At 44.7% G+C, this 18,497-nt stretch carries 17 protein-coding genes and 1 riboswitch; of the genes, 11 read left to right on the top strand and 6 right to left on the bottom strand.

Annotation, left to right across the window (positions count from 1 at the left end):
• The first annotated feature begins 2 nt into the window (after positions 1-2).
• The 3 genes from lolA (at position 3) to serS (ending at position 3,469) form a co-directional block, all read left to right on the top strand.
• Positions 3-599 (top strand): outer membrane lipoprotein periplasmic chaperone LolA, encoded by a 597-nt coding sequence (gene lolA / locus OCU50_RS09025; RefSeq protein ID WP_046223800.1) that lies wholly within the window; start codon positions 3-5, stop codon positions 597-599.
• Between the two features lie 64 nt (positions 600-663).
• Positions 664-2,019, top strand: coding sequence for a replication-associated recombination protein A (locus OCU50_RS09020; protein ID WP_269983838.1), 1,356 nt, complete (start codon positions 664-666; stop codon positions 2,017-2,019).
• 142 nt (positions 2,020-2,161) lie between these two features.
• Entirely contained in the window at positions 2,162-3,469 is a 1,308-nt protein-coding gene (gene serS, locus OCU50_RS09015; RefSeq protein ID WP_019822476.1) for a serine--tRNA ligase, read from the top strand.
• Between the two features lie 101 nt (positions 3,470-3,570).
• Here serS and bioA read toward each other — a convergent pair whose 3' ends face one another.
• Complete coding sequence (gene bioA / locus OCU50_RS09010) at positions 3,571-4,848, bottom strand: adenosylmethionine--8-amino-7-oxononanoate transaminase (protein ID WP_060468040.1); 1,278 nt, start codon at positions 4,846-4,848, stop codon at positions 3,571-3,573.
• 160 nt (positions 4,849-5,008) lie between these two features.
• On the opposite strand from bioA, the gene bioB reads away from it, so the two are divergent.
• From bioB to bioD, 4 genes are read left to right on the top strand one after another with little or no spacing between them, the layout of a single operon-like run.
• Complete coding sequence (gene bioB / locus OCU50_RS09005; protein ID WP_016792500.1) at positions 5,009-6,061, top strand: biotin synthase BioB; 1,053 nt, start codon at positions 5,009-5,011, stop codon at positions 6,059-6,061.
• Positions 6,048-7,268 carry an 8-amino-7-oxononanoate synthase gene (gene bioF / locus OCU50_RS09000; protein WP_060468039.1) on the top strand — a complete coding sequence of 407 codons (1,221 nt, stop codon included), beginning with the start codon at positions 6,048-6,050 and terminating at the stop codon, positions 7,266-7,268. The genes bioB and bioF overlap by 14 nt, the downstream gene beginning before the upstream one ends.
• The gene (gene bioC / locus OCU50_RS08995; protein ID WP_060468038.1) at positions 7,269-8,072 is read left to right on the top strand and encodes a malonyl-ACP O-methyltransferase BioC; all 804 of its coding nucleotides are present in this window, start codon (positions 7,269-7,271) and stop codon (positions 8,070-8,072) included.
• Positions 8,069-8,752, top strand: coding sequence for a dethiobiotin synthase (bioD, locus tag OCU50_RS08990; RefSeq protein ID WP_060468037.1), 684 nt, complete (start codon positions 8,069-8,071; stop codon positions 8,750-8,752). Before bioC ends, bioD begins: the two co-directional genes overlap by 4 nt.
• Before the next feature lie 80 nt (positions 8,753-8,832).
• Here bioD and OCU50_RS08985 read toward each other — a convergent pair whose 3' ends face one another.
• Positions 8,833-9,000 (bottom strand): hypothetical protein, encoded by a 168-nt coding sequence (locus tag OCU50_RS08985; protein WP_017057057.1) that lies wholly within the window; start codon positions 8,998-9,000, stop codon positions 8,833-8,835.
• A gap of 277 nt (positions 9,001-9,277) precedes the next feature.
• On the opposite strand from OCU50_RS08985, the gene htpX reads away from it, so the two are divergent.
• Complete coding sequence (gene htpX, locus OCU50_RS08980; protein WP_060468036.1) at positions 9,278-10,141, top strand: protease HtpX; 864 nt, start codon at positions 9,278-9,280, stop codon at positions 10,139-10,141.
• 267 nt (positions 10,142-10,408) lie between these two features.
• On the opposite strand, the gene purB is transcribed toward htpX, so the two are convergent.
• The 3 genes from purB to mnmA form a co-directional block, all read right to left on the bottom strand.
• Positions 10,409-11,779 (bottom strand): adenylosuccinate lyase, encoded by a 1,371-nt coding sequence (gene purB, locus OCU50_RS08975; protein WP_060468035.1) that lies wholly within the window; start codon positions 11,777-11,779, stop codon positions 10,409-10,411.
• A gap of 143 nt (positions 11,780-11,922) precedes the next feature.
• Entirely contained in the window at positions 11,923-12,540 is a 618-nt protein-coding gene (gene hflD / locus OCU50_RS08970) for a high frequency lysogenization protein HflD (protein WP_017057060.1), read from the bottom strand.
• 46 nt (positions 12,541-12,586) lie between these two features.
• Positions 12,587-13,723, bottom strand: coding sequence for a tRNA 2-thiouridine(34) synthase MnmA (gene mnmA, locus OCU50_RS08965; protein ID WP_017060260.1), 1,137 nt, complete (start codon positions 13,721-13,723; stop codon positions 12,587-12,589).
• A 204-nt stretch (positions 13,724-13,927) separates the two neighbouring features.
• Between mnmA and OCU50_RS08960 the strand changes: the two genes are divergently transcribed.
• Both OCU50_RS08960 and OCU50_RS08955 read left to right on the top strand, forming a co-directional pair.
• Positions 13,928-14,197, top strand: a complete 270-nt coding sequence (locus OCU50_RS08960; RefSeq protein ID WP_010439986.1) for a hypothetical protein — start codon at positions 13,928-13,930, stop codon at positions 14,195-14,197.
• Between the two features lie 102 nt (positions 14,198-14,299).
• Complete coding sequence (locus OCU50_RS08955; protein ID WP_060468034.1) at positions 14,300-15,604, top strand: inosine/guanosine kinase; 1,305 nt, start codon at positions 14,300-14,302, stop codon at positions 15,602-15,604.
• Between the two features lie 171 nt (positions 15,605-15,775).
• On the opposite strand, the gene OCU50_RS08950 is transcribed toward OCU50_RS08955, so the two are convergent.
• A complete protein-coding gene (locus OCU50_RS08950; RefSeq protein WP_017057063.1) occupies positions 15,776-16,186 on the bottom strand; it encodes an H-NS family histone-like protein in 411 nt (136 codons plus the stop codon).
• Between the two features lie 362 nt (positions 16,187-16,548).
• Positions 16,549-16,726, top strand: a riboswitch (Lysine riboswitch).
• A gap of 112 nt (positions 16,727-16,838) precedes the next feature.
• Between OCU50_RS08950 and OCU50_RS08945 the strand changes: the two genes are divergently transcribed.
• Entirely contained in the window at positions 16,839-18,431 is a 1,593-nt protein-coding gene (locus OCU50_RS08945; RefSeq protein WP_060468033.1) for a Na+/H+ antiporter NhaC family protein, read from the top strand.
• Positions 18,432-18,497 lie beyond the last annotated feature (66 nt).

Raw genomic sequence — 18,497 nt, 5'->3', positions numbered from 1 at the left:
TGATGAAAAAAGTATTCGCACTTTTATTTATGAGCTTCTCAGTGTTTGCTTCTCCGAAAGAAGAGTTGAGTAGCCGCTTGGCATTGAACGCTGGCTTTAGTGCTGACTTTAAACAAGTCGTCACTAGCCCTGATGGTGACGTTGTTATGGAAGGTGAGGGCACGGTAGAGATTGCACGTCCTAGCTTATTCCGCTGGGAAACTACGTTCCCTGATGAAAACCTATTGGTATCTGATGGCCAAAGCTTGTGGTACTACAGCCCGTTCATTGAGCAAGTGAGCATTTACTGGCAAGAACAAGCAACATCACAAACGCCTTTTGTACTGCTGACTCGCAACCAAGAGAGCGATTGGGACAACTACAACGTCGCGCAAACTGGTAATCAATTTACGCTAACGCCAACGGCTGTGGATTCTAATCAGGGTGATTTCCAGATTAATATCACCCAAAAGGGCATTGTTCAGGGCTTTAATGTGATTGAACAAGATGGTCAGAAAGGGGAGTTTACCTTTAGCAATGTTGACTTAGGTAAGCCAGCAGCAGACCGCTTTACTTTTGTGGCGCCGCAAGGTGTCGAGGTCGACGACCAAAGAAATTGATCCAAACTGACAGATCGTTTGGTAGTAAGTCGATAGGCATTGATGCCATCAACGAATCAAGAGATTGCAATTGAGTAATTACAGCTTAGATTTTGCAGGGGACGAAGATTTTCGTCCCCTTGCTGCTCGTATGAGACCTGAAACTGTTGAACAGTACATCGGTCAGCAGCATATATTGGGTCCAGGTAAACCGCTTCGCAGAGCGTTGGAAGCGGGCCATATTCACTCGATGATTTTATGGGGTCCTCCTGGCACCGGTAAAACCACGTTAGCGGAAGTGGCTGCGAACTATGCGAGCGCAGAGGTTGAACGCGTATCAGCGGTAACCTCGGGCGTAAAAGATATTCGAATTGCGATTGAAAAAGCGCGTGAAAACAAGCAAGCCGGGCGTAGAACAATTCTGTTTGTGGACGAAGTCCATCGCTTTAATAAAAGTCAGCAAGATGCGTTCTTACCTCATATCGAAGATGGCACGGTTACGTTTATCGGCGCGACTACAGAAAACCCTTCTTTTGAATTGAATAACGCTTTGTTGTCGCGTGCGCGAGTCTACAAACTGACTTCTCTCAATACTGAGGATATCTCCCTCGTTATTTGCCAAGCTATCGAAGATAAACAGCGTGGGTTGGGTGATGTGTCTGCCAATTTTGCCGATAACGTCTTAGATCGCCTTGCTGAACTGGTCAACGGTGACGCACGTATGTCGCTCAACTATCTTGAGCTGCTGTATGACATGGCAGAAGACAACGACAAAGGCGAGAAAGCGATAACGTTGCAGTTGTTAGCTGAGGTAGCTGGTGAGAAAGTCGCTCGCTTTGATAACAAGGGCGATATTTGGTACGACCTAATCTCTGCCGTTCATAAGTCGATTCGTGGTTCAAACCCTGACGCGGCTCTGTATTGGTCGGCGCGAATGATTGCCGCCGGTTGCGACCCTCTGTATATCGTTAGGCGTTTATTGGCGATTGCTTCTGAAGATATCGGTAATGCTGATCCAAGGGCGATGCAGGTCGCGATGTCGGCTTGGGACTGCTTTACTCGCATTGGCCCTGCGGAAGGGGAACGTGCTATTGCTCAAGCGGTTGTCTATTTAGCGTGTGCACCAAAGAGTAACGCCGTTTACACCGCTTGGAAACAAGCGTTAACCGATGCGCACAACCTTCCTGAATATGAAGTGCCTCATCATTTGCGAAATGCACCGACAACTTTGATGAAGGACATGGGCTATGGGCAAGAATATCGTTATGCTCATGACGAGCCGGGAGCCTACGCGGCTGGCGAAAAGTATTTGCCTCCTGAAATCGGAGAGAAGCAATACTATTTCCCAACAAAACGAGGCTTAGAGACCAAGATTGGCGAGAAGCTAGATTATCTGGCGGATTTGGACGCAAAAAGCCCACAAAAACGCTATGAAAAGTAGTCTTTTTTGGATATCGTTACCTAGTCATAAAAATTCAATTAAATCGTTAATAATTGGTCGAAATAGCACCAGTTTTAGGGGTTTAGCAGTGATTCAGTAGCAAACTACTGAATATTCAAATAACTAAAGCATAGGATTAGCAATGCTGGATTCTAAATTACTTCGAGCTGAGCTGGATGAAACAGCGGCAAAATTAGCACGTCGAGGTTTCGCCCTTGATGTAGAGACAATTCGTGAACTTGAAGAAAAACGTAAGTCCCTTCAGATGAAAACTGAAGAGCTACAAGCGTTACGTAACTCTCGATCGAAGTCCATTGGTCAAGCGAAAGCAAAAGGCGACCATGAAGAAGCTGAGCGTATCCTTGCAGAAGTAGGCAACTTAGGCGCAGAACTAGACCAAGCTAAAGTAGCATTGGCTGACCTTCAATCTGAGCTAGAAACGATCACCATGTCGATTCCTAACCTTCCTGACGCAGAAGTGCCAGATGGTAAAGACGAAGATGACAACGTAGAAGTTTCTCGTTGGGGTCAACCTAAGACTTACGACTTCGAAGTGAAAGATCACGTAGATCTAGGCGAAATGTCTGGCGGTCTTGATTTTGCTAGCGCAGTTAAAATCTCAGGTTCTCGTTTCATCGTGATGAAAGGCAAATTTGCACGTCTACACCGTGCGATTGCTCAGTTCATGCTGGATCTTCACACTGATGAGCACGGCTACACAGAAATGTACGTACCGTACCTAGTGAACCACGATAGCCTATACGGTACTGGTCAACTTCCTAAGTTCGGCGAAGACTTATTCCACACAAGTCCGCTGACTGAACAAGTGAGTGATGTTCCTCTTAAGACTCTATCGCTTATCCCTACTGCGGAAGTACCGGTAACGAACATGGTTCGTGACACGATTACTGACGAAGCTGAACTGCCACTTAAGATGACAGCTCACACACCATGTTTCCGTTCTGAAGCGGGTTCTTACGGTCGTGACACTCGTGGCCTTATCCGTATGCACCAATTCGACAAAGTTGAATTAGTACAAATCACCAAGCCAGAAGACTCAATGGCAGCGCTTGAAGAGCTAACAGGTCACGCTGAGAAAGTACTTCAACTTCTAGAACTTCCTTACCGTAAAGTGATTCTATGTACGGGCGACATGGGCTTCGGTTCTGCGAAAACTTACGACTTAGAAGTATGGGTTCCAGCACAAGAGACTTACCGTGAGATTTCTTCTTGTTCAAACATGTGGGATTTCCAAGCGCGTCGTATGCAAGCTCGTTTCCGTCGTAAAGGCGAGAAGAAACCTGAACTTGTGCACACACTAAACGGTTCTGGTCTTGCTGTAGGTCGTACTATGGTTGCTATTCTTGAGAACAACCAAGAAGCTGACGGCCGTATTGCTATCCCAGCAGTACTTCAACCATACATGGGCGGCGTAACGCACATTGGTTAGGCAGCTCCTAGAGTCCTATTAATTTTGTAACCCAGCCATTCGGCTGGGTTTTTTATTTGCGATAAGATAAAGGTATACGTATAAGACGCGACCTGCATGAGTTAAGTAAAGCAGTGGCTATCTTTTAATGCGCTATCAATGGCGCAAACAAGTTGTTCGATGTGCTCAGGCTTGCTAATGAAAGGAGGCATCATATAAATCAACCTGCCAAACGGGCGTATCCAAACACCTTGTTCAACAAAGTGGGCTTGGATTATTTCCATATCGACAGGCGTGTGAGTTTCAACAACGCCAATTGCGCCCAACCAGCGAACGTCTTTAACCAGATCATGCTCCAGCAGAGGTGGCAGTAACTCAGAAAAGAGCAGTTCAATCTGTTGAGTCTGATTTTGCCAATGGCCTTGCTCTATGATGGATAAACTTGCCGCACCCACGGCACAAGCTAATGGGTTCCCCATAAAGGTTGGTCCGTGCATAAAGCAGCCCGCTTCACCGCCACATACCGTATCAGCGACTTCTTTGCTCGCCAGCGTTGCTGACAGCGTCATGTAGCCGCCAGTCAGCGCTTTGCCTAAACATAGAATGTCCGGTTGAATGTCGGCATGTTCACACGCGAACAGTTTCCCTGTGCGGCCAAATCCGGTCGCAATCTCATCCAAAATAAGCAATACGTTAAATTCATCACACAGCAATCGCACCTGTTTCAGAAATTCAGGGTGGTAGATACGCATACCGCCAGCGCCTTGAACGATCGGCTCCAAGATCACGGCTGCGACGTCTTGATGATGTGTTGCTAGCTTTTCACGGAAGCTGTTTATGTCGTTAGCGTCCCATTGATCCCAAAAGCCTGTTTTCGGTGAATCTGCAAAAATGTGCTCAGGCAAAAAGCCTTTGTAGAGGCTGTGCATTGAATTATCTGGGTCGGTCACTGACATCGCTGCAAAGGTATCACCGTGGTAGCCATCCCTGAGTGTGAGGAACTTCGAACGAGGTTCTCCTTTGGCATGCCAGTATTGAAGCGCCATCTTGAGGCTAACTTCTACGGCGACTGAGCCGGAATCGGCCAAGAATAGATGCTCAAGATTACTGGGTGCTAGATTTAAAAGCTTCTTACATAAATCGATGGCAGGCTGGTGAGTAATACCACCAAACATAACGTGTGACACCTTATCGATTTGGCTATGAGCTGCAGCATTGAGCTCTGGGTGATTGTAGCCGTGAATGGTTGACCACCAAGACGACATGCCATCAATAATTCTTTTTCCGCCTTCTAATTCTAAGTAAACACCGTCTGCATTGGTGACTGGATAGCAGGTCAGAGGTGTTAACGTTGATGTGTAGGGATGCCAGATATGCTGGCGATCAAAGGCGAGATCCATAGTAACTTCCATTCTTGGTTGTGATTAAAAAGTAACCACATGTAAACTTTTGATATTATCAATTTGTTGACAGTCTAAAGCTTGTCGGTAGACTAGCCAAGCATAAATGCAAACTCTAGACACAGAGTTGCAACATCAAAAAATAAAAAAGGATCGACACGTGGAAGTTCGTCATGACTGGACAGTTGCTGAAGTAACAGCGCTGCTTGAAAAACCGTTTATGGATTTAATGTTTGAAGCTCAAGTCGTTCATAGACAGTACCAAGAGCACAACCACGTGCAGGTGAGTACGCTTTTATCGATAAAGACAGGTGCTTGCCCTGAAGATTGTAAGTACTGCCCTCAAAGTGCTCACTATCGAACGGATGTTGACAAAGAACGCTTAATGGAAGTTGAGCGTGTTTTGGATGCGGCGCAAAAAGCCAAGAATGCGGGATCAACTCGCTTCTGTATGGGCGCGGCATGGAAAAACCCGAAAGAACGCGATATGCCTCACCTAACTGACATGATCAAAGGGGTGAAAGGCATGGGCCTAGAAACCTGTATGACACTGGGCATGTTAACGCCAGATCAAGCAGGTGAATTAGCAGACGCAGGTTTGGACTATTACAACCATAACCTTGATACGTCTCCAGAGTTCTACGGCAGCATTATTACCACTCGTACTTACCAAGATCGTTTAGATACCTTATCTCACGTTCGTGATGCAGGAATGAAGATCTGTTCTGGTGGCATCATCGGTATGGGCGAAAGCACCAATGACCGCGCAGGCCTTCTTGTAGAGCTAGCGAACCTTCCAGTACACCCTGAAAGTGTGCCAATCAACATGCTCGTAAAAGTGAAAGGCACACCGATGGAAAACGTCGATGATGTTGAATCTTTTGACTTCATTAAGTTGATTGCGATTGCTCGTATCATGATGCCAATGTCTGCGGTTCGTCTATCTGCAGGTCGCGAGAATATGAACGAACAGATGCAGGCGATGTGCTTCATGGCTGGCGCGAACTCTATCTTCTACGGCTGTAAGCTACTGACGACGCCAAACCCAGATGAAGACACGGACATGCAGTTGTTTAAGAAGTTAGGTATCAACAGCCAGCAAGTGGCTCAGAAGCCTGATGAAATTCAAGAAAACGAACTGTTAGATCAAGTGGTGGAGCGCGTTGCTGCTCGTCCAACGAAAGATGACATGTTCTACGATGCCACTGTTTAAATCTCGCATCAAAAGTGCCCTTGCTCATCGCCGTGAGCAAGGGTTAACTCGTCAACTTAAGGTACTCGAAAACAGTAATGGCCCTTTGCTTACTTGCGAAGGCTCTCGCTTCATCAATTTTTCGAGTAATGACTATTTAGGCTTGGCAAACGATCCTGAGTTGGTGAATGCGTGGCAAACTGGGCTTTCTCAGTATGGCGCCGGCAGTGCTGCATCGCCATTGGTCACGGGTTTTAGTCCTGCTCATCGAAATTTAGAGGCTCAACTGTGTGAATGGCTTGGCTTTGAACGTGCCATTCTCTTTAGTTCTGGTTTCAGTGCTAATCAAGCCTTGTTGTTTTCTCTGCTCGAAAAAGACGATTCATTGCTGCAAGACAAACTTAACCACGCCTCTTTGATGGAAGCGGGGATGCTTTCGCCTGCAACAATGAAACGTTTTAAGCATAACGACACGCAACATCTAGAGTCGCTACTGAGCCGTTCTCCACAATCTTTGGTTGCGACGGAAGGCGTGTTCAGCATGGATGGCGACCAGGCTCTCCTTAATCAAATATCTAACCTGACCAATCAATACGACAGTTGGTTGGTGGTTGATGATGCCCATGGTATCGGCGTATTAGGTGATGAAGGGGCAGGGAGCTGCAGTGCGGCACAAATCTCCCCCGATATTTTGGTGGTGACCTTTGGTAAAGCATTTGGCCTTTCTGGTGCTGCGATTTTGTGTTCGTCAGAAGTAGGTGATTACTTAACTCAGTTTGCTCGCCATCATGTGTACTCGACGGCGATGCCACCTTCACAAGCGGTGGCTTTGTCTCATGCGTGTCAGATGATTCAGACGCAAGAGTGGCGTCGTGAGAAGCTAACCGAGCTAGGGGCTCTCTATGCAGAGCAGATGAATGGCGTACAAGGTTTTATTGATACTCAGACTCCGATTAAGCCGTTTGTGATCGGTGAAGCACAGGCAGCACGGTCTGTTGCTGAAGAATTAAAGCACAACCAAGTTTGGGTTACTGCAATTAGGCCACCCACGGTTCCGACTGGGACAGCGCGTCTGCGTATTACACTAACCGCCAATCACACTCAAAAGCAGATTCTTCAGTTAACCCGCTCGTTACGTCAAGCAGTGGAAAGAAACGTTCAATCAGGTGAATCAAGCTTTGGACCCAATAGCGAAACTAACACCGAAATAAATAATGAGGCTCAGTAAATGTCACAAGAAGCAGTCGTGCATAATTACGTAGGCCAAGATAAGAATGCGATTGCCGAAGCCTTCGGTAAAGCAGCAACAACCTATGACAAACACGCTGAGTTTCAGCGCGATGTTGGCCATCGACTACTGGATAAGTTACCAACCGACCTCTCAGGTTTAAAGGTGCTCGATTTAGGGTGTGGTACGGGTTATTTCTCCGAACAGATAGCGAAGCGTGGTGCTGAGGTAGTGTGTGCTGACCTATCTGTTGGAATGTTAAAAGCGGCAGAACAACGTTGCGGCGCATCGGTCTCTTTATATCAACAAGCTGACGCTGAACAGTTGCCGTTTGAAGATGGATGTTTTGATGTCGTTTTTTCTAGCTTAGCGTTGCAATGGTGTGACGATTTATCGTCGCCTTTGAAAGAGATGAAGCGTGTTACAGCGGTTGGTGGACGTGTGATTTTCTCAACTTTGCTTGATGGGTCACTGTTTGAACTGGAAAAGTCATGGTCCAAAATTGACGCACATCAACACGTTAACCATTTTATTACAATCAATCAGGTAAAAATTGCGTTAGCGCAATCTAGCTGTACTGCTCATCAACTAGACTTGCCCACCATCACCGTTTGGTATGACACTGCGTTTGAACTGATGCGCGACCTTAAAGGTATCGGCGCTAATCACGTAAGTGGTCGCTCACAAGGTTTAACAAGTCGCCGTATGTTGCAGCTTGTTGAACGGGAATATCGAGAGTTCAAAAACCATCAAGGTTTCTTACCAGCAACATATCAAGTTTGTTTAGGGGTTATTCAATTATGATTGATGCATTATTCATTGCAGGTACGGATACCGAAGTGGGAAAAACTGTGGTTTCAAAAGCGATTCTTCAAGCTTTGGCCGCACAAGATTTATCAACAATTGGCTACAAGCCAGTTGCTGCAGGGTGCGAGCAATACCCTGAAGGGTTACGTAACAGTGATGCGTTGCATCTTCAAGAAGCGGCGACGCAAGATATTGCTTACGAAGACGTGAACCCGTACGCGTTGCTACTGCCATCATCACCTCACATCGCGGCAAAGCATGACAGCGTAGTGATTGATGCAGCGGTATTATCAGCTAAGCTAGAACAGCATAAGCAAAACTCTGACATCGTTTTAGTTGAAGGTGCTGGTGGTTGGCGTGTGCCTGTTTCAGATGCCGAATACTTGTCTAGCTGGGTTAAGAAAGAGCAGCTTCCCGTTGTATTGACGGTAGGTATTAAGCTGGGTTGTTTGAGCCACGCTCTACTAACCGCAGAAGCGATTCGTGCAGATGGTCTAAACCTAGTCGGTTGGGTAGCAAACCGCATTAACCCAGGCACTGAACATTACGCTGATATTATTGCGATGCTTGAAGATAAGCTTGGTGCGCCAAAGTTAGGTGAGATCCCTTACGTACCAAAAGCGAAGTCTAAGAATATTGGTAAGTACATTAATGTACAGCCATTGCTTGAGCTTTAATTCTCAAGCTATACGTGAAACAAGAAAAGGGCTGCGATTGCAGCCCTTTTGCTATTTTAAGCCTATGTAGAAGCTTGGGATTAATGCTCTTTTGTCAGTCCCATTAGCGCTTGTTGTGTCTCTGTTATATTGGTTTGCGCTGCTTGTGGCGTAAGAATACCGATCTGTTTCTTTGCTTCTTCTTCAGTAATCCCTAGGTGACAGCACAGTAAATCAATAGCCATTTGAGTGTTAGTACCTTCAACCATGATTGTTCCCTTGTTGTACATGGACAAGCCAATAAATCATCTGAAGCCACTGTAAACGGATTGTTATATCGATGCCATACGACTTAGGTCTAATAGAATGCGAGCAATCCGAATGCAGCTTCGTAATCAAATGTTGCAATTTAATGCTTAACCTTGTTTTCTTAATCTAAGACTATATGTATAAGTAAGTATAAGTCTTCAAGGTTGAAATATATTGCTGTCTGCCTTGTCTATAACAATAAGTTTTATAAAAACAGCTTTCATGCGGAGATAAGTAATGAAGCGAGTAATGTTGTTCCTTGCAACCAACCTTGCGGTTGTATTGGTACTAAGTGTTGTTCTTAATATTGTATACGCAGTCACAGGTATGCAACCAGGAAGCCTCTCAGGCTTGCTGTTAATGGCTGCGGTATTTGGTTTTGGCGGCTCATTTATTTCATTGATGATGTCAAAGAAAATGGCGTTACGCTCAGTAGGCGGCATGGTCATTGAAAGCCCACGTAATGAAACAGAACATTGGTTGATGGAGACTGTAAGCCGTCAAGCTCAACAAGTTGGTATTGGTATGCCAACAGTGGCGATCTACGATTCGCCAGACATCAACGCATTCGCAACGGGTGCTAAGCGTGATGATTCATTGGTAGCGGTATCAACAGGCTTGCTACACAACATGACGCGTGATGAAGCTGAAGCGGTATTAGCGCACGAAGTGAGCCACATCGCAAACGGCGACATGGTGACCATGACGTTAATGCAGGGTGTTGTGAACACGTTCGTTATCTTCTTATCTCGTTTTATCGCCAACATTGTTGCGTCGAATGACAGCGAAGAAGAGGGTGGCAGCAACATGATGGTGTACTTCGGTGTGTCTATGGTGCTGGAATTGGTGTTTGGTTTCTTGGCAAGCTTCATTACGATGTGGTACAGCCGTCATCGTGAATTCCATGCCGATGCAGGTGCAGCGAACCTAGTGGGTAAAGAGAAGATGATTGCCGCGCTAGAGCGTCTAAAGGTGAGCCACGAACCACAACTAGAAGGTTCTATGATGGCGTTTGGTATCAACGGTAAGAAGTCTCTTACTGAGCTGCTAATGAGCCACCCACCACTAGATAAGCGTATTGCGTCTCTACGTAATCTGTAATTTCTAATATGATTAGCCATCGCTAGTCGATAAGATAAATCTAAAGGTTTCCCTCGGGAGGCCTTTTTTGATCTTGGTATCTAAGACAGCAAGTTCCTGAGGTATGCGTGTTTGGTGGTGGCGTGAATGGACTGATGTGAGTAGGGAACTAAGAGGGAGTACTTGTTCTTTTGCCGACGGCTCTTGTATCGATACACTTTATTGCGCGCAACAAAAAGGCTTCCACATGGGAAGCCTTAGTCTATTCTGCGATTCGAAATTCGAATCTTACAGCTTGTCAGTTAGCTCGATTGCTTGACCGATGTAGTTTGCTGGAGTCATCTCTTTCAGACGAACTTTTTCGTCTTCAGGAATCTCTAGACCGTCGATGAATGCACGCATGCCTTCGCCGTCTACACGCTTACCACGAGTTAGCTCTTTAAGCTTCTCGTATGGCTTCTCGATGCCGTAACGACGCATTACTGTTTGTACTGGTTCTGCTAGTACTTCCCAGTTCTTGTCTAGCTCAGCAAGTAGCGCTTCACGGTTAACTTCTAGCTTGCTAATACCTTTCAGAGTTGAAGTGTATGCAATGATTGCGTAGCCAACACCAACACCTAGGTTACGAAGAACCGTAGAGTCAGTTAGGTCACGTTGCCAGCGAGAGACCGGAAGTTTCTGTGCTAGGTGGCCAAATACAGCGTTAGCTAGACCAAGGTTGCCTTCAGAGTTCTCGAAGTCAATTGGGTTAACTTTATGCGGCATTGTCGAAGAACCGATTTCGCCAGCAATAGTCTTCTGCTTGAAGTGACCAAGAGCGATGTAGCCCCAAATGTCACGGTCGAAGTCTAGAAGAATCGTGTTGAAACGAGCAACAGCATCAAACAGCTCAGCGATGTAATCGTGAGGTTCAATTTGAGTTGTGTACGGGTTCCAAGTTACGCCAAGAGATTCAGTGATGAACTCTTCGCTGAACTGGTGCCATTCAACTTCTGGATATGCAGAAAGGTGTGCGTTGTAGTTGCCTACCGCGCCGTTGATTTTCGCTAGGATCTCAACGCTTTCGATTTGCTTGTATTGACGTTCCATACGGTACGCAACGTTAGCCATCTCTTTACCCATAGTAGAAGGAGAAGCTGGCTGACCGTGTGTACGAGACAGTAGAGGAATGTCACGGTACTCGTTCGCAAGTGCTTTGATAGCATCAATTACGTTACGAATTTCTGGAAGAATCACTGTGTCACGAGCTTCTTTAAGCATAAGTGCGTGAGATGTGTTGTTGATATCTTCAGAAGTACATGCAAAGTGAATGAATTCGTTAACTGCGTGAAGTTCAGGAACGCCCGCAACTTTCTCTTTCAAGAAGTACTCAACCGCTTTTACGTCGTGGTTTGTTGTGCGCTCGATCTCTTTGATACGAAGAGCGTCTTCTTCGCTGAAGTTAGCGGCTAATTCATCAAGAAACTGGTTAGCTTCTGCACTGAACGTTGGTACTTCTTTGATTGCATCAGTAGCTGCAAGCTTTTGTAACCAACGAATTTCAACGATAGAGCGGTACTTTAGCAGTCCAAACTCACTAAAGATGCTGCGTAATGCAATAGTCTTACTTCCGTAACGGCCGTCTACTGGTGAAACAGCAGTCAATGCTGACAGTTCCATGGTGTTCTCCTGAATTGAGTTTTCTAAATTTTGAGAGGTTTATACCAGTAACAATCTCAATTGTCACGCACATTGCGCAATCGTTTGCGTGAGAGTTGTGTTGATACAAAAAACAAGCTCGCGACGAGGCGCGAGCTAATAAATTACATTCGAGCTAGTAGGATTTGAGCCTGCTCGATCATCTTCTTGCGACCGAAGATAAGGTGGCGACGTTTGCCGCCAACTTGACGCCATAACACAGCGCTTCGAATCCCTGATAGAAGCAGTGCGCGAACCTTATGTTGGCTCGATGTCTGTTGAAGTACAGCCGGCGTACCAGAAACCTGAATGCGTGGGCCGATAGGGCTGACAACATCAAGGTAGATGCTCGCAAGGTTGCTGATCATTTGCTCGTCAAACAGATCAAAGTGCTCCGTTTGACGTTCTGCAGTTTGAATGCGATCACCCAGCTGAGACATAGAATCGTTGCGAGAAGATAGCTTACGCTCAAGCGCCATTAAGCTGATGATGTAACGAGTGATATCGCTACCCGCAGGAGTACTATCGATACCTTTTACTAAGCACTCAAGGCCAAGCTTTAGGTTCGCTTCACGTCCAAATACGCCCACGGTATTCGCTGGGTTGGTATTTACAATGGCACTGAGTGAAGCTTCGAAGGCATCTTTATCACAATGTCCGTCTTTTGCTACTTGCTGAACCAAAGCCACAGCTTGGCAAATCCCGGCGAAAGCAATAGTACGGTCATAAAGTGTATTAGCCACGTAGTAACTCCTAGTTGTCTTCTATCGTTGTCGTTCGTTTGATTAGTTAGATGCGTTTTTCGATAATACCACCACCAAGACATACTTCGCCTTGGTAGAAAACCGCGGATTGACCTGGAGTCACTGCGATCTGTGGTTCGTCAAAAATAACCTTAATGTTCTCGTCATCAATTGGGATGATTGTACAAGGAATATCGGTCTGACGGTAACGTGTTTTTACCGTGCATGTCATAACTTCAGTAATTGGTGTGCGATTTACCCAATGAAGTTGAGATGCGATCAAACCTTCTGATTTAAGAAGCGGGTGGTCTTTACCTTGTACTGCGATAAGTACATTACGCTTAAGGTCTTTTTCACCAACAAACCATGGTTCTTCATTACCGCCGCCGCCTTTGGTGCCGCCGATATGTAGGCCTTTGCGTTGACCTAGTGTGTGGTACATCAAGCCTTGGTGTTGACCAATCACTTGGCCTTCTGGCGTTTCGATGTTACCCGGTTGTGCTGGTAGGTATTTGCCTAGGAACTCAGTGAACTTACGCTCACCAATAAAGCAGATACCTGTAGAGTCTTTTTTCTTCGCAGTGATCAAGTCTTGCTCTTCAGCAATACGTCGCACTTCAGGCTTCTCTAGTTCACCAACGGGGAATAGGCTGCGTGCTACTTGATCTGAGCTAAGCGTGTAGAGGAAATAGCTTTGGTCTTTGTTGCTGTCTAGACCACGTAGCATTTCTGGTTTAACGCCAGCATCTAGTTCTTCTTGAGTTGGGAAAGTACGACGAACGTAGTGACCCATCGCGATGTAGTCTGCGTCTAGCACTTCATCCGCAAACTCTAAGAATGCTTTGAATTTGATTTCTTTGTTACAAAGGATATCTGGGTTAGGCGTGCGGCCTGCTTTGTATTCTTCAAGGAAGTATTCGAATACGTTGTCCCAGTACTCTGCAGCAAAGTTAATGGTGTGAAGGTGGATACCTAATTTGTCACATACCGCTTGAGCATCAGCAAGATCTTCAGCTGCCGTGCAGTACTCTTCGTTATCATCTTCTTCCCAGTTTTTCATGAAAAGGCCTTCTACCTGATAGCCTTGTTGCTGAAGAAGATACGCCGATACTGACGAATCTACACCGCCGGACATACCGACAATTACTTTCTTTTCGCTGTTTCCAGAGCTGATATCTGACATGTCTAAACACCGTTACTATTACTTGGTCGCAGATTCTAACAGAAAGAGAAACGCCGTGACAGATCCGAGACCGGAATCACAGTTTCATTTGCACAAAATAGTGCGCTGACTTTGTTAGAGAATTGCATGAGAGCGAGGTGAGTCGCTAGGATGTCAGAAGTATATGTGGCATAGTCGCTCGAAATCCAAGACCTGAGATAAAAAATGTCTGAACAAAATGAATTTATGCAAGAAGAAGAGTTGATTGAGATTATTGAAAATCAGCTTGAAGATGGCGAACCTGTAAAAGTAAAAGAGACGCTAATGCGTTTAATGATGACAGGCACTCCTCGTGAAGAGGCGATTGCGGCGATGGCGTGTGCATTAGCAATTGAAGTGTTTGATGTAATGAAGAACGGTGCAGAGTTTAATCAAAAGCGTTATGCAGAGCATTTAGGAATGCTGCCTGATCTAAGCTTTATGGAAGGCGAATAAAAAAATAGTTCGGCAAACGTTTGCTATAGTTTGAAAGATTGCCGCGTTAAATATAGCGCGGTAGAATCCGCCACCTATTTCCCCTTGACTTAGACTAGCCCTATGAAATTCCCTGGACAACGTAAATCAAAGCATTACTTTCCGGTTCACGCACGTGACCCTCTAGTGAGCCAAGCTCAAAGTAGTAAAAGAATGTCACGCACTCATATTATCGGTATTGACCAAACTTTGGTGGATATTGAAGCAAAAGTGAGTTCCGAACTTATTGAGAAGTATGGTTTAAGTAAAGGGCATTCATTGGTTATCGGTGACGAAGCCGCTGAGTTTTTATATCAAGAATTAAAAGAACATTGCCTAATTACCAATGAGTACGCTGGTGGCACAATTGGTAATACATTACACAACTATTCAGTACTGGCGGATGATCGCTCAACACTGCTTGGTGTAATGAGTCAAGATATTAAGATTGGTAGCTATGGTTACCGCTATTTATGTAATACATCAAGCAGAATGGATCTGAACCACTTACAAGGGGTAGATGGCGCAATTGGTCGCTGCTTTGCATTAATTACAGAAGATGGTGAACGTACTTTCGCAATCAGCGAAGGTCAGATGAACCAATTAAATCCAGAAAGTATTCCAGAGAAAATTTTCAAAAGTGCTTCTGCTTTAGTATTAACGGCATATTTAGTTCGTTGTAAGCCAGGTGATCCTATGCCTGAAGCAACGATGAAAGCTATTGAATATGCGAAAAAATATGATGTGCCCGTTGTTTTAACGTTAGGTACAAAGTTCGTTATTCAAGATGATCCTGAATTTTGGAAAGACTTCTTAGAGCAGCACGTAACGGTTGTTGCAATGAACGAAGATGAAGCGGAAGCCCTAACCGGTGAAAGTGATCCGCTTGCTGCCTCAGACAAAGCGCTAGAGTGGGTGGACTTAGTTCTCTGTACGGCTGGCCCTGTTGGCCTATTCATGGCGGGTTACACTGAAGATGCAGCAAAGCGTGAAACATCACTGCCTTTACTTCCTGGTTCAATTGCAGAATTCAACCGTTTTGAATTTAGCCGTCCTGCGCATAAAGATTTATGTGAGAACCCGACTAAGATCTATTCTCATATTGCCCCTTACATGGGTGGCCCAGAAACGATCAAAAATACGAATGGTGCTGGTGATGCGGCGTTGTCTGCTCTATTACATGATATGGCGGCAAATAAATACCATAAAGAAAATGTACCAAATTCAAGTAAGCACCAACATTCATTCTTGACGTACTCTTCTTTCTCACAAGTTTGTAAATATTCAAACCGTGCTAGTTATGAAGTGTTAGTTCAACACTCACCTCGTTTATCTCGTGGTCTTCCTGAAAGAGAAGATAGCCTAGAAGAAGCTTACTGGGAAAGATAATACGCTTTACTTATCAAATTCATTTCTAGTGCTAAAAATGAAATATAAAAAAAGGCTTCGAAAGAAGCCTTTTTTATTTCTGAATATATTGAAGCCGTAAATAATACTTTGGTCGACTGTAATATTAATTCAATTGTTGAGTGTGTGGTGAGTCACCCACTGAAGGTTTAGCTAGATTGCAAACTCTTCTAGGGATTTACCAGCATCTAGTTGCTCTTGGATAGCTGAAGGCGTACGGCCTTGACCTGTCCAAGTTTTCTCGTTGCCGTTTGCGTCTACGTATTTGTATTTCGCTGGGCGAGGAGCGCGTTTAGCTTTAGTTGTTTTAGATTTTGCTTCACCAGAAAGAGCTGCAATAAGATCGGCAACATCAATTCCGTCTTTTGCAATTTGTTCAGCGATAGCAGAAAGCTTAGCTTCTTGTTCTGCTTTAGCAGCACGTTCTTCAGCTTCAGATTCTTGACGCTCTTGTACAACAATAGTTAGCTTGTCTAGCGCTTCTTCAAGTTGCTCAAGAGTTAATTCACGTGAGAATGCACGAAGGCTGCGGATATTTAATAAAGTTTTTGTTAATTCAGACATGATATTTCCCATCAAGGTAAACCAAATAATCCTGCTAATAATAAACAGAGCACAGGAATAAAACAAATAGTATTTCTAGTAAAGGTTATTTAAATATAAAAGTGAGATGAATAGTTGAAAATGAAGAGATACATTCCTCTATTGAATTTCTAATAATCATTAGAGTATCTAAAAATAGATATGTGACTTGTAGAGCAGCAACCTTATGTTGATTATTTTCTGGTATTACGTCACTAACAAAACCCTATTTTTCTCGGAATGATATGTTGCATTGTTGCTTTTGATGGGTACAATTGCGGCTACCTGATGCGATGCTTCAGTTAATTTATTGTTAAACTCTAGTTTCAATGGTTAATGATGTTATCGCACGTAGAGGTGCAATTATGAAGAGTAGTTATCGTTGGGGTGATGCCAATGAACGAGAATGAAAGGTGTAATTGCCGAAGTAAATTGTATATCTAAGCAATTTGCTGGGGTTGTGCTCAATAGGTACAACACTGCCATAGTCTTAATTTTAAACTATGGAGCGCTACTGTAGGGTTGGGTGAAGTGTTCACTTCCCTTTCGCTTAGTTCAACATGAGCTTGATAAATCGTATCAAGTTTATCTGCAGTAGATCTCTAGCCAAATAAAAAACTGGTTCTTGAAGATCATGAATTTAATAGATTTCGCAACATCACCTTTATCTTTGCTTCCTCCACTTGTGGCTTTAAGTCTTGCTATTGTTACCCGTCGTGTATTGGTTTCTTTGGGTGTTGGTATCGCTATGGGGGCTATTTTACTTGCTGACTATTCAGTAGGGAACGCAGCTAGCTACGTGTTTACCAAAGCTTCAGGAGTTTTCATCGAAGATGGTGGTATTAATACATGGAACATGAGCATTATCGCATTCCTAATTATTCTTGGAATGACAACTGCACTGTTAACACTGTCTGGCGGTACTCGTGCATTCGCTGAGTGGGCTCAATCCCGTGTTAAGAGCAAACGTGGTTCAAAACTACTTGCTGCTTTCCTAGGTGTATTCATCTTTGTTGATGATTACTTCAATAGCTTAGCGGTAGGTGCTATCTCTCGCCCTGTCACAGACCGTTTCTACGTATCGCGCGCTAAGCTTGCTTATATTCTCGATTCTACTGCGGCTCCAATGTGTGTGATCATGCCAGCTTCTAGCTGGGGTGCGTACATCATTACTATTATTGGTGGCATCTTAGTAACACACGGTGTGACAGAGTATTCTGCGCTGGGTGCTTACGTTCGTCTTATTCCAATGAACTTCTATGCGGTATTTGCACTTCTTATGGTGTTTGCCGTTGCATGGTTCGGCTTAGACGTAGGTAAAATGCGTGAACATGAAATTGAAGCATCTCAAGGCCGCGGTTTTGACGGAGACAACGATCAAAAGCAAGCTCACGATCTAAACGAAGAGCTAGATATTAAAGAGAGCGATAATGGTTCTGTATCTGATCTAGTGATGCCAATCGTATCGTTAATTGTAGCGACCGTTGCCGCAATGCTGTACACAGGCGGCCAAGCGCTGGCTGCTGATGGCCAAGCATTCAACCTCCTAGGTGCATTCGAAAACACTGATGTAGGTAAGTCTCTTGTTTATGGTGGTATTATTGGCTTGTTGTTTGCGTTAGCAACCGTGTTCAAGCAGAAGCTATCGATGTCTGACATCGCAAGAACGATGTGGATTGGTGCAAGCTCAATGTTTGGCGCTATCTTAATTCTTGTGTTTGCATGGACAATAGGTTCTGTAATCGGCGACATGAAAACAGGTTCGTACTTATCATCTCTAGCGACGGGCAACATCGACTACCACTGGCTACCTGTTATCTTGTTTCTTCTTGCTGGCCTGATGGCATTCTCAACAGGTACCTCTTGGGGTACGTTCGGTATCATGTTACCTATCGCGGGTGATATGTCTGCAGCATCTGATATCGCGCTAATTCTGCCGATGCTCAGTGCGGTTCTGGCTGGTTCTGTATTTGGTGACCATTGTTCTCCTATCTCAGATACAACGATTCTTTCTTCGACAGGGGCTCGTTGTAACCATATTGATCACGTCGCAACTCAGCTTCCTTACGCGTTGTCTGTGGCACTCGTGTCGTGTATCGGTTTTATCACCCTAGGTATGACTGCATCGATTGCTATTGCATTTAGCTCTGCATCTCTAGCATTTGTTTTTGTGTGTTTTGTATTAGCTTATTTCTCTCGTAGTAAAATGGCGAAGTGCAAAAGCTAATCTGCACTTGATCTAATAATGAAAAGGGAGACTATGGTTTCCCTTTTTTGTGCCTGCTGAATGAAT

The organism is Vibrio toranzoniae (assembly GCF_024347655.1).
In the GTDB taxonomy this organism is placed as follows: Bacteria; Pseudomonadota; Gammaproteobacteria; order Enterobacterales; family Vibrionaceae; genus Vibrio; species Vibrio toranzoniae.
The sequence above is the reverse complement of the archived record's forward strand: the minus strand, read 5'-3'. Positions and strand labels throughout refer to the sequence as shown.

Excerpts from the sequence above, each read along its gene's own strand:
- lolA (WP_046223800.1), top strand. The coding sequence starts at position 3 with ATGAAAAAAGTATTCGCACTTTTATTTATGAGCTTCTCAGTGTTTGCT.
- serS (WP_019822476.1), top strand. The coding sequence starts at position 2,162 with ATGCTGGATTCTAAATTACTTCGAGCTGAGCTGGATGAAACAGCGGCA.
- bioA (WP_060468040.1), bottom strand. The coding sequence starts at position 4,848 with ATGGATCTCGCCTTTGATCGCCAGCATATCTGGCATCCCTACACATCA.
- bioF (WP_060468039.1), top strand. The coding sequence starts at position 6,048 with ATGCCACTGTTTAAATCTCGCATCAAAAGTGCCCTTGCTCATCGCCGT.
- bioC (WP_060468038.1), top strand. The coding sequence starts at position 7,269 with ATGTCACAAGAAGCAGTCGTGCATAATTACGTAGGCCAAGATAAGAAT.
- bioD (WP_060468037.1), top strand. The coding sequence starts at position 8,069 with ATGATTGATGCATTATTCATTGCAGGTACGGATACCGAAGTGGGAAAA.
- OCU50_RS08985 (WP_017057057.1), bottom strand. The coding sequence starts at position 9,000 with ATGGTTGAAGGTACTAACACTCAAATGGCTATTGATTTACTGTGCTGT.
- htpX (WP_060468036.1), top strand. The coding sequence starts at position 9,278 with ATGAAGCGAGTAATGTTGTTCCTTGCAACCAACCTTGCGGTTGTATTG.
- purB (WP_060468035.1), bottom strand. The coding sequence starts at position 11,779 with ATGGAACTGTCAGCATTGACTGCTGTTTCACCAGTAGACGGCCGTTAC.
- mnmA (WP_017060260.1), bottom strand. The coding sequence starts at position 13,723 with ATGTCAGATATCAGCTCTGGAAACAGCGAAAAGAAAGTAATTGTCGGT.
- OCU50_RS08960 (WP_010439986.1), top strand. The coding sequence starts at position 13,928 with ATGTCTGAACAAAATGAATTTATGCAAGAAGAAGAGTTGATTGAGATT.
- OCU50_RS08955 (WP_060468034.1), top strand. The coding sequence starts at position 14,300 with ATGAAATTCCCTGGACAACGTAAATCAAAGCATTACTTTCCGGTTCAC.
- OCU50_RS08950 (WP_017057063.1), bottom strand. The coding sequence starts at position 16,186 with ATGTCTGAATTAACAAAAACTTTATTAAATATCCGCAGCCTTCGTGCA.
- OCU50_RS08945 (WP_060468033.1), top strand. The coding sequence starts at position 16,839 with ATGAATTTAATAGATTTCGCAACATCACCTTTATCTTTGCTTCCTCCA.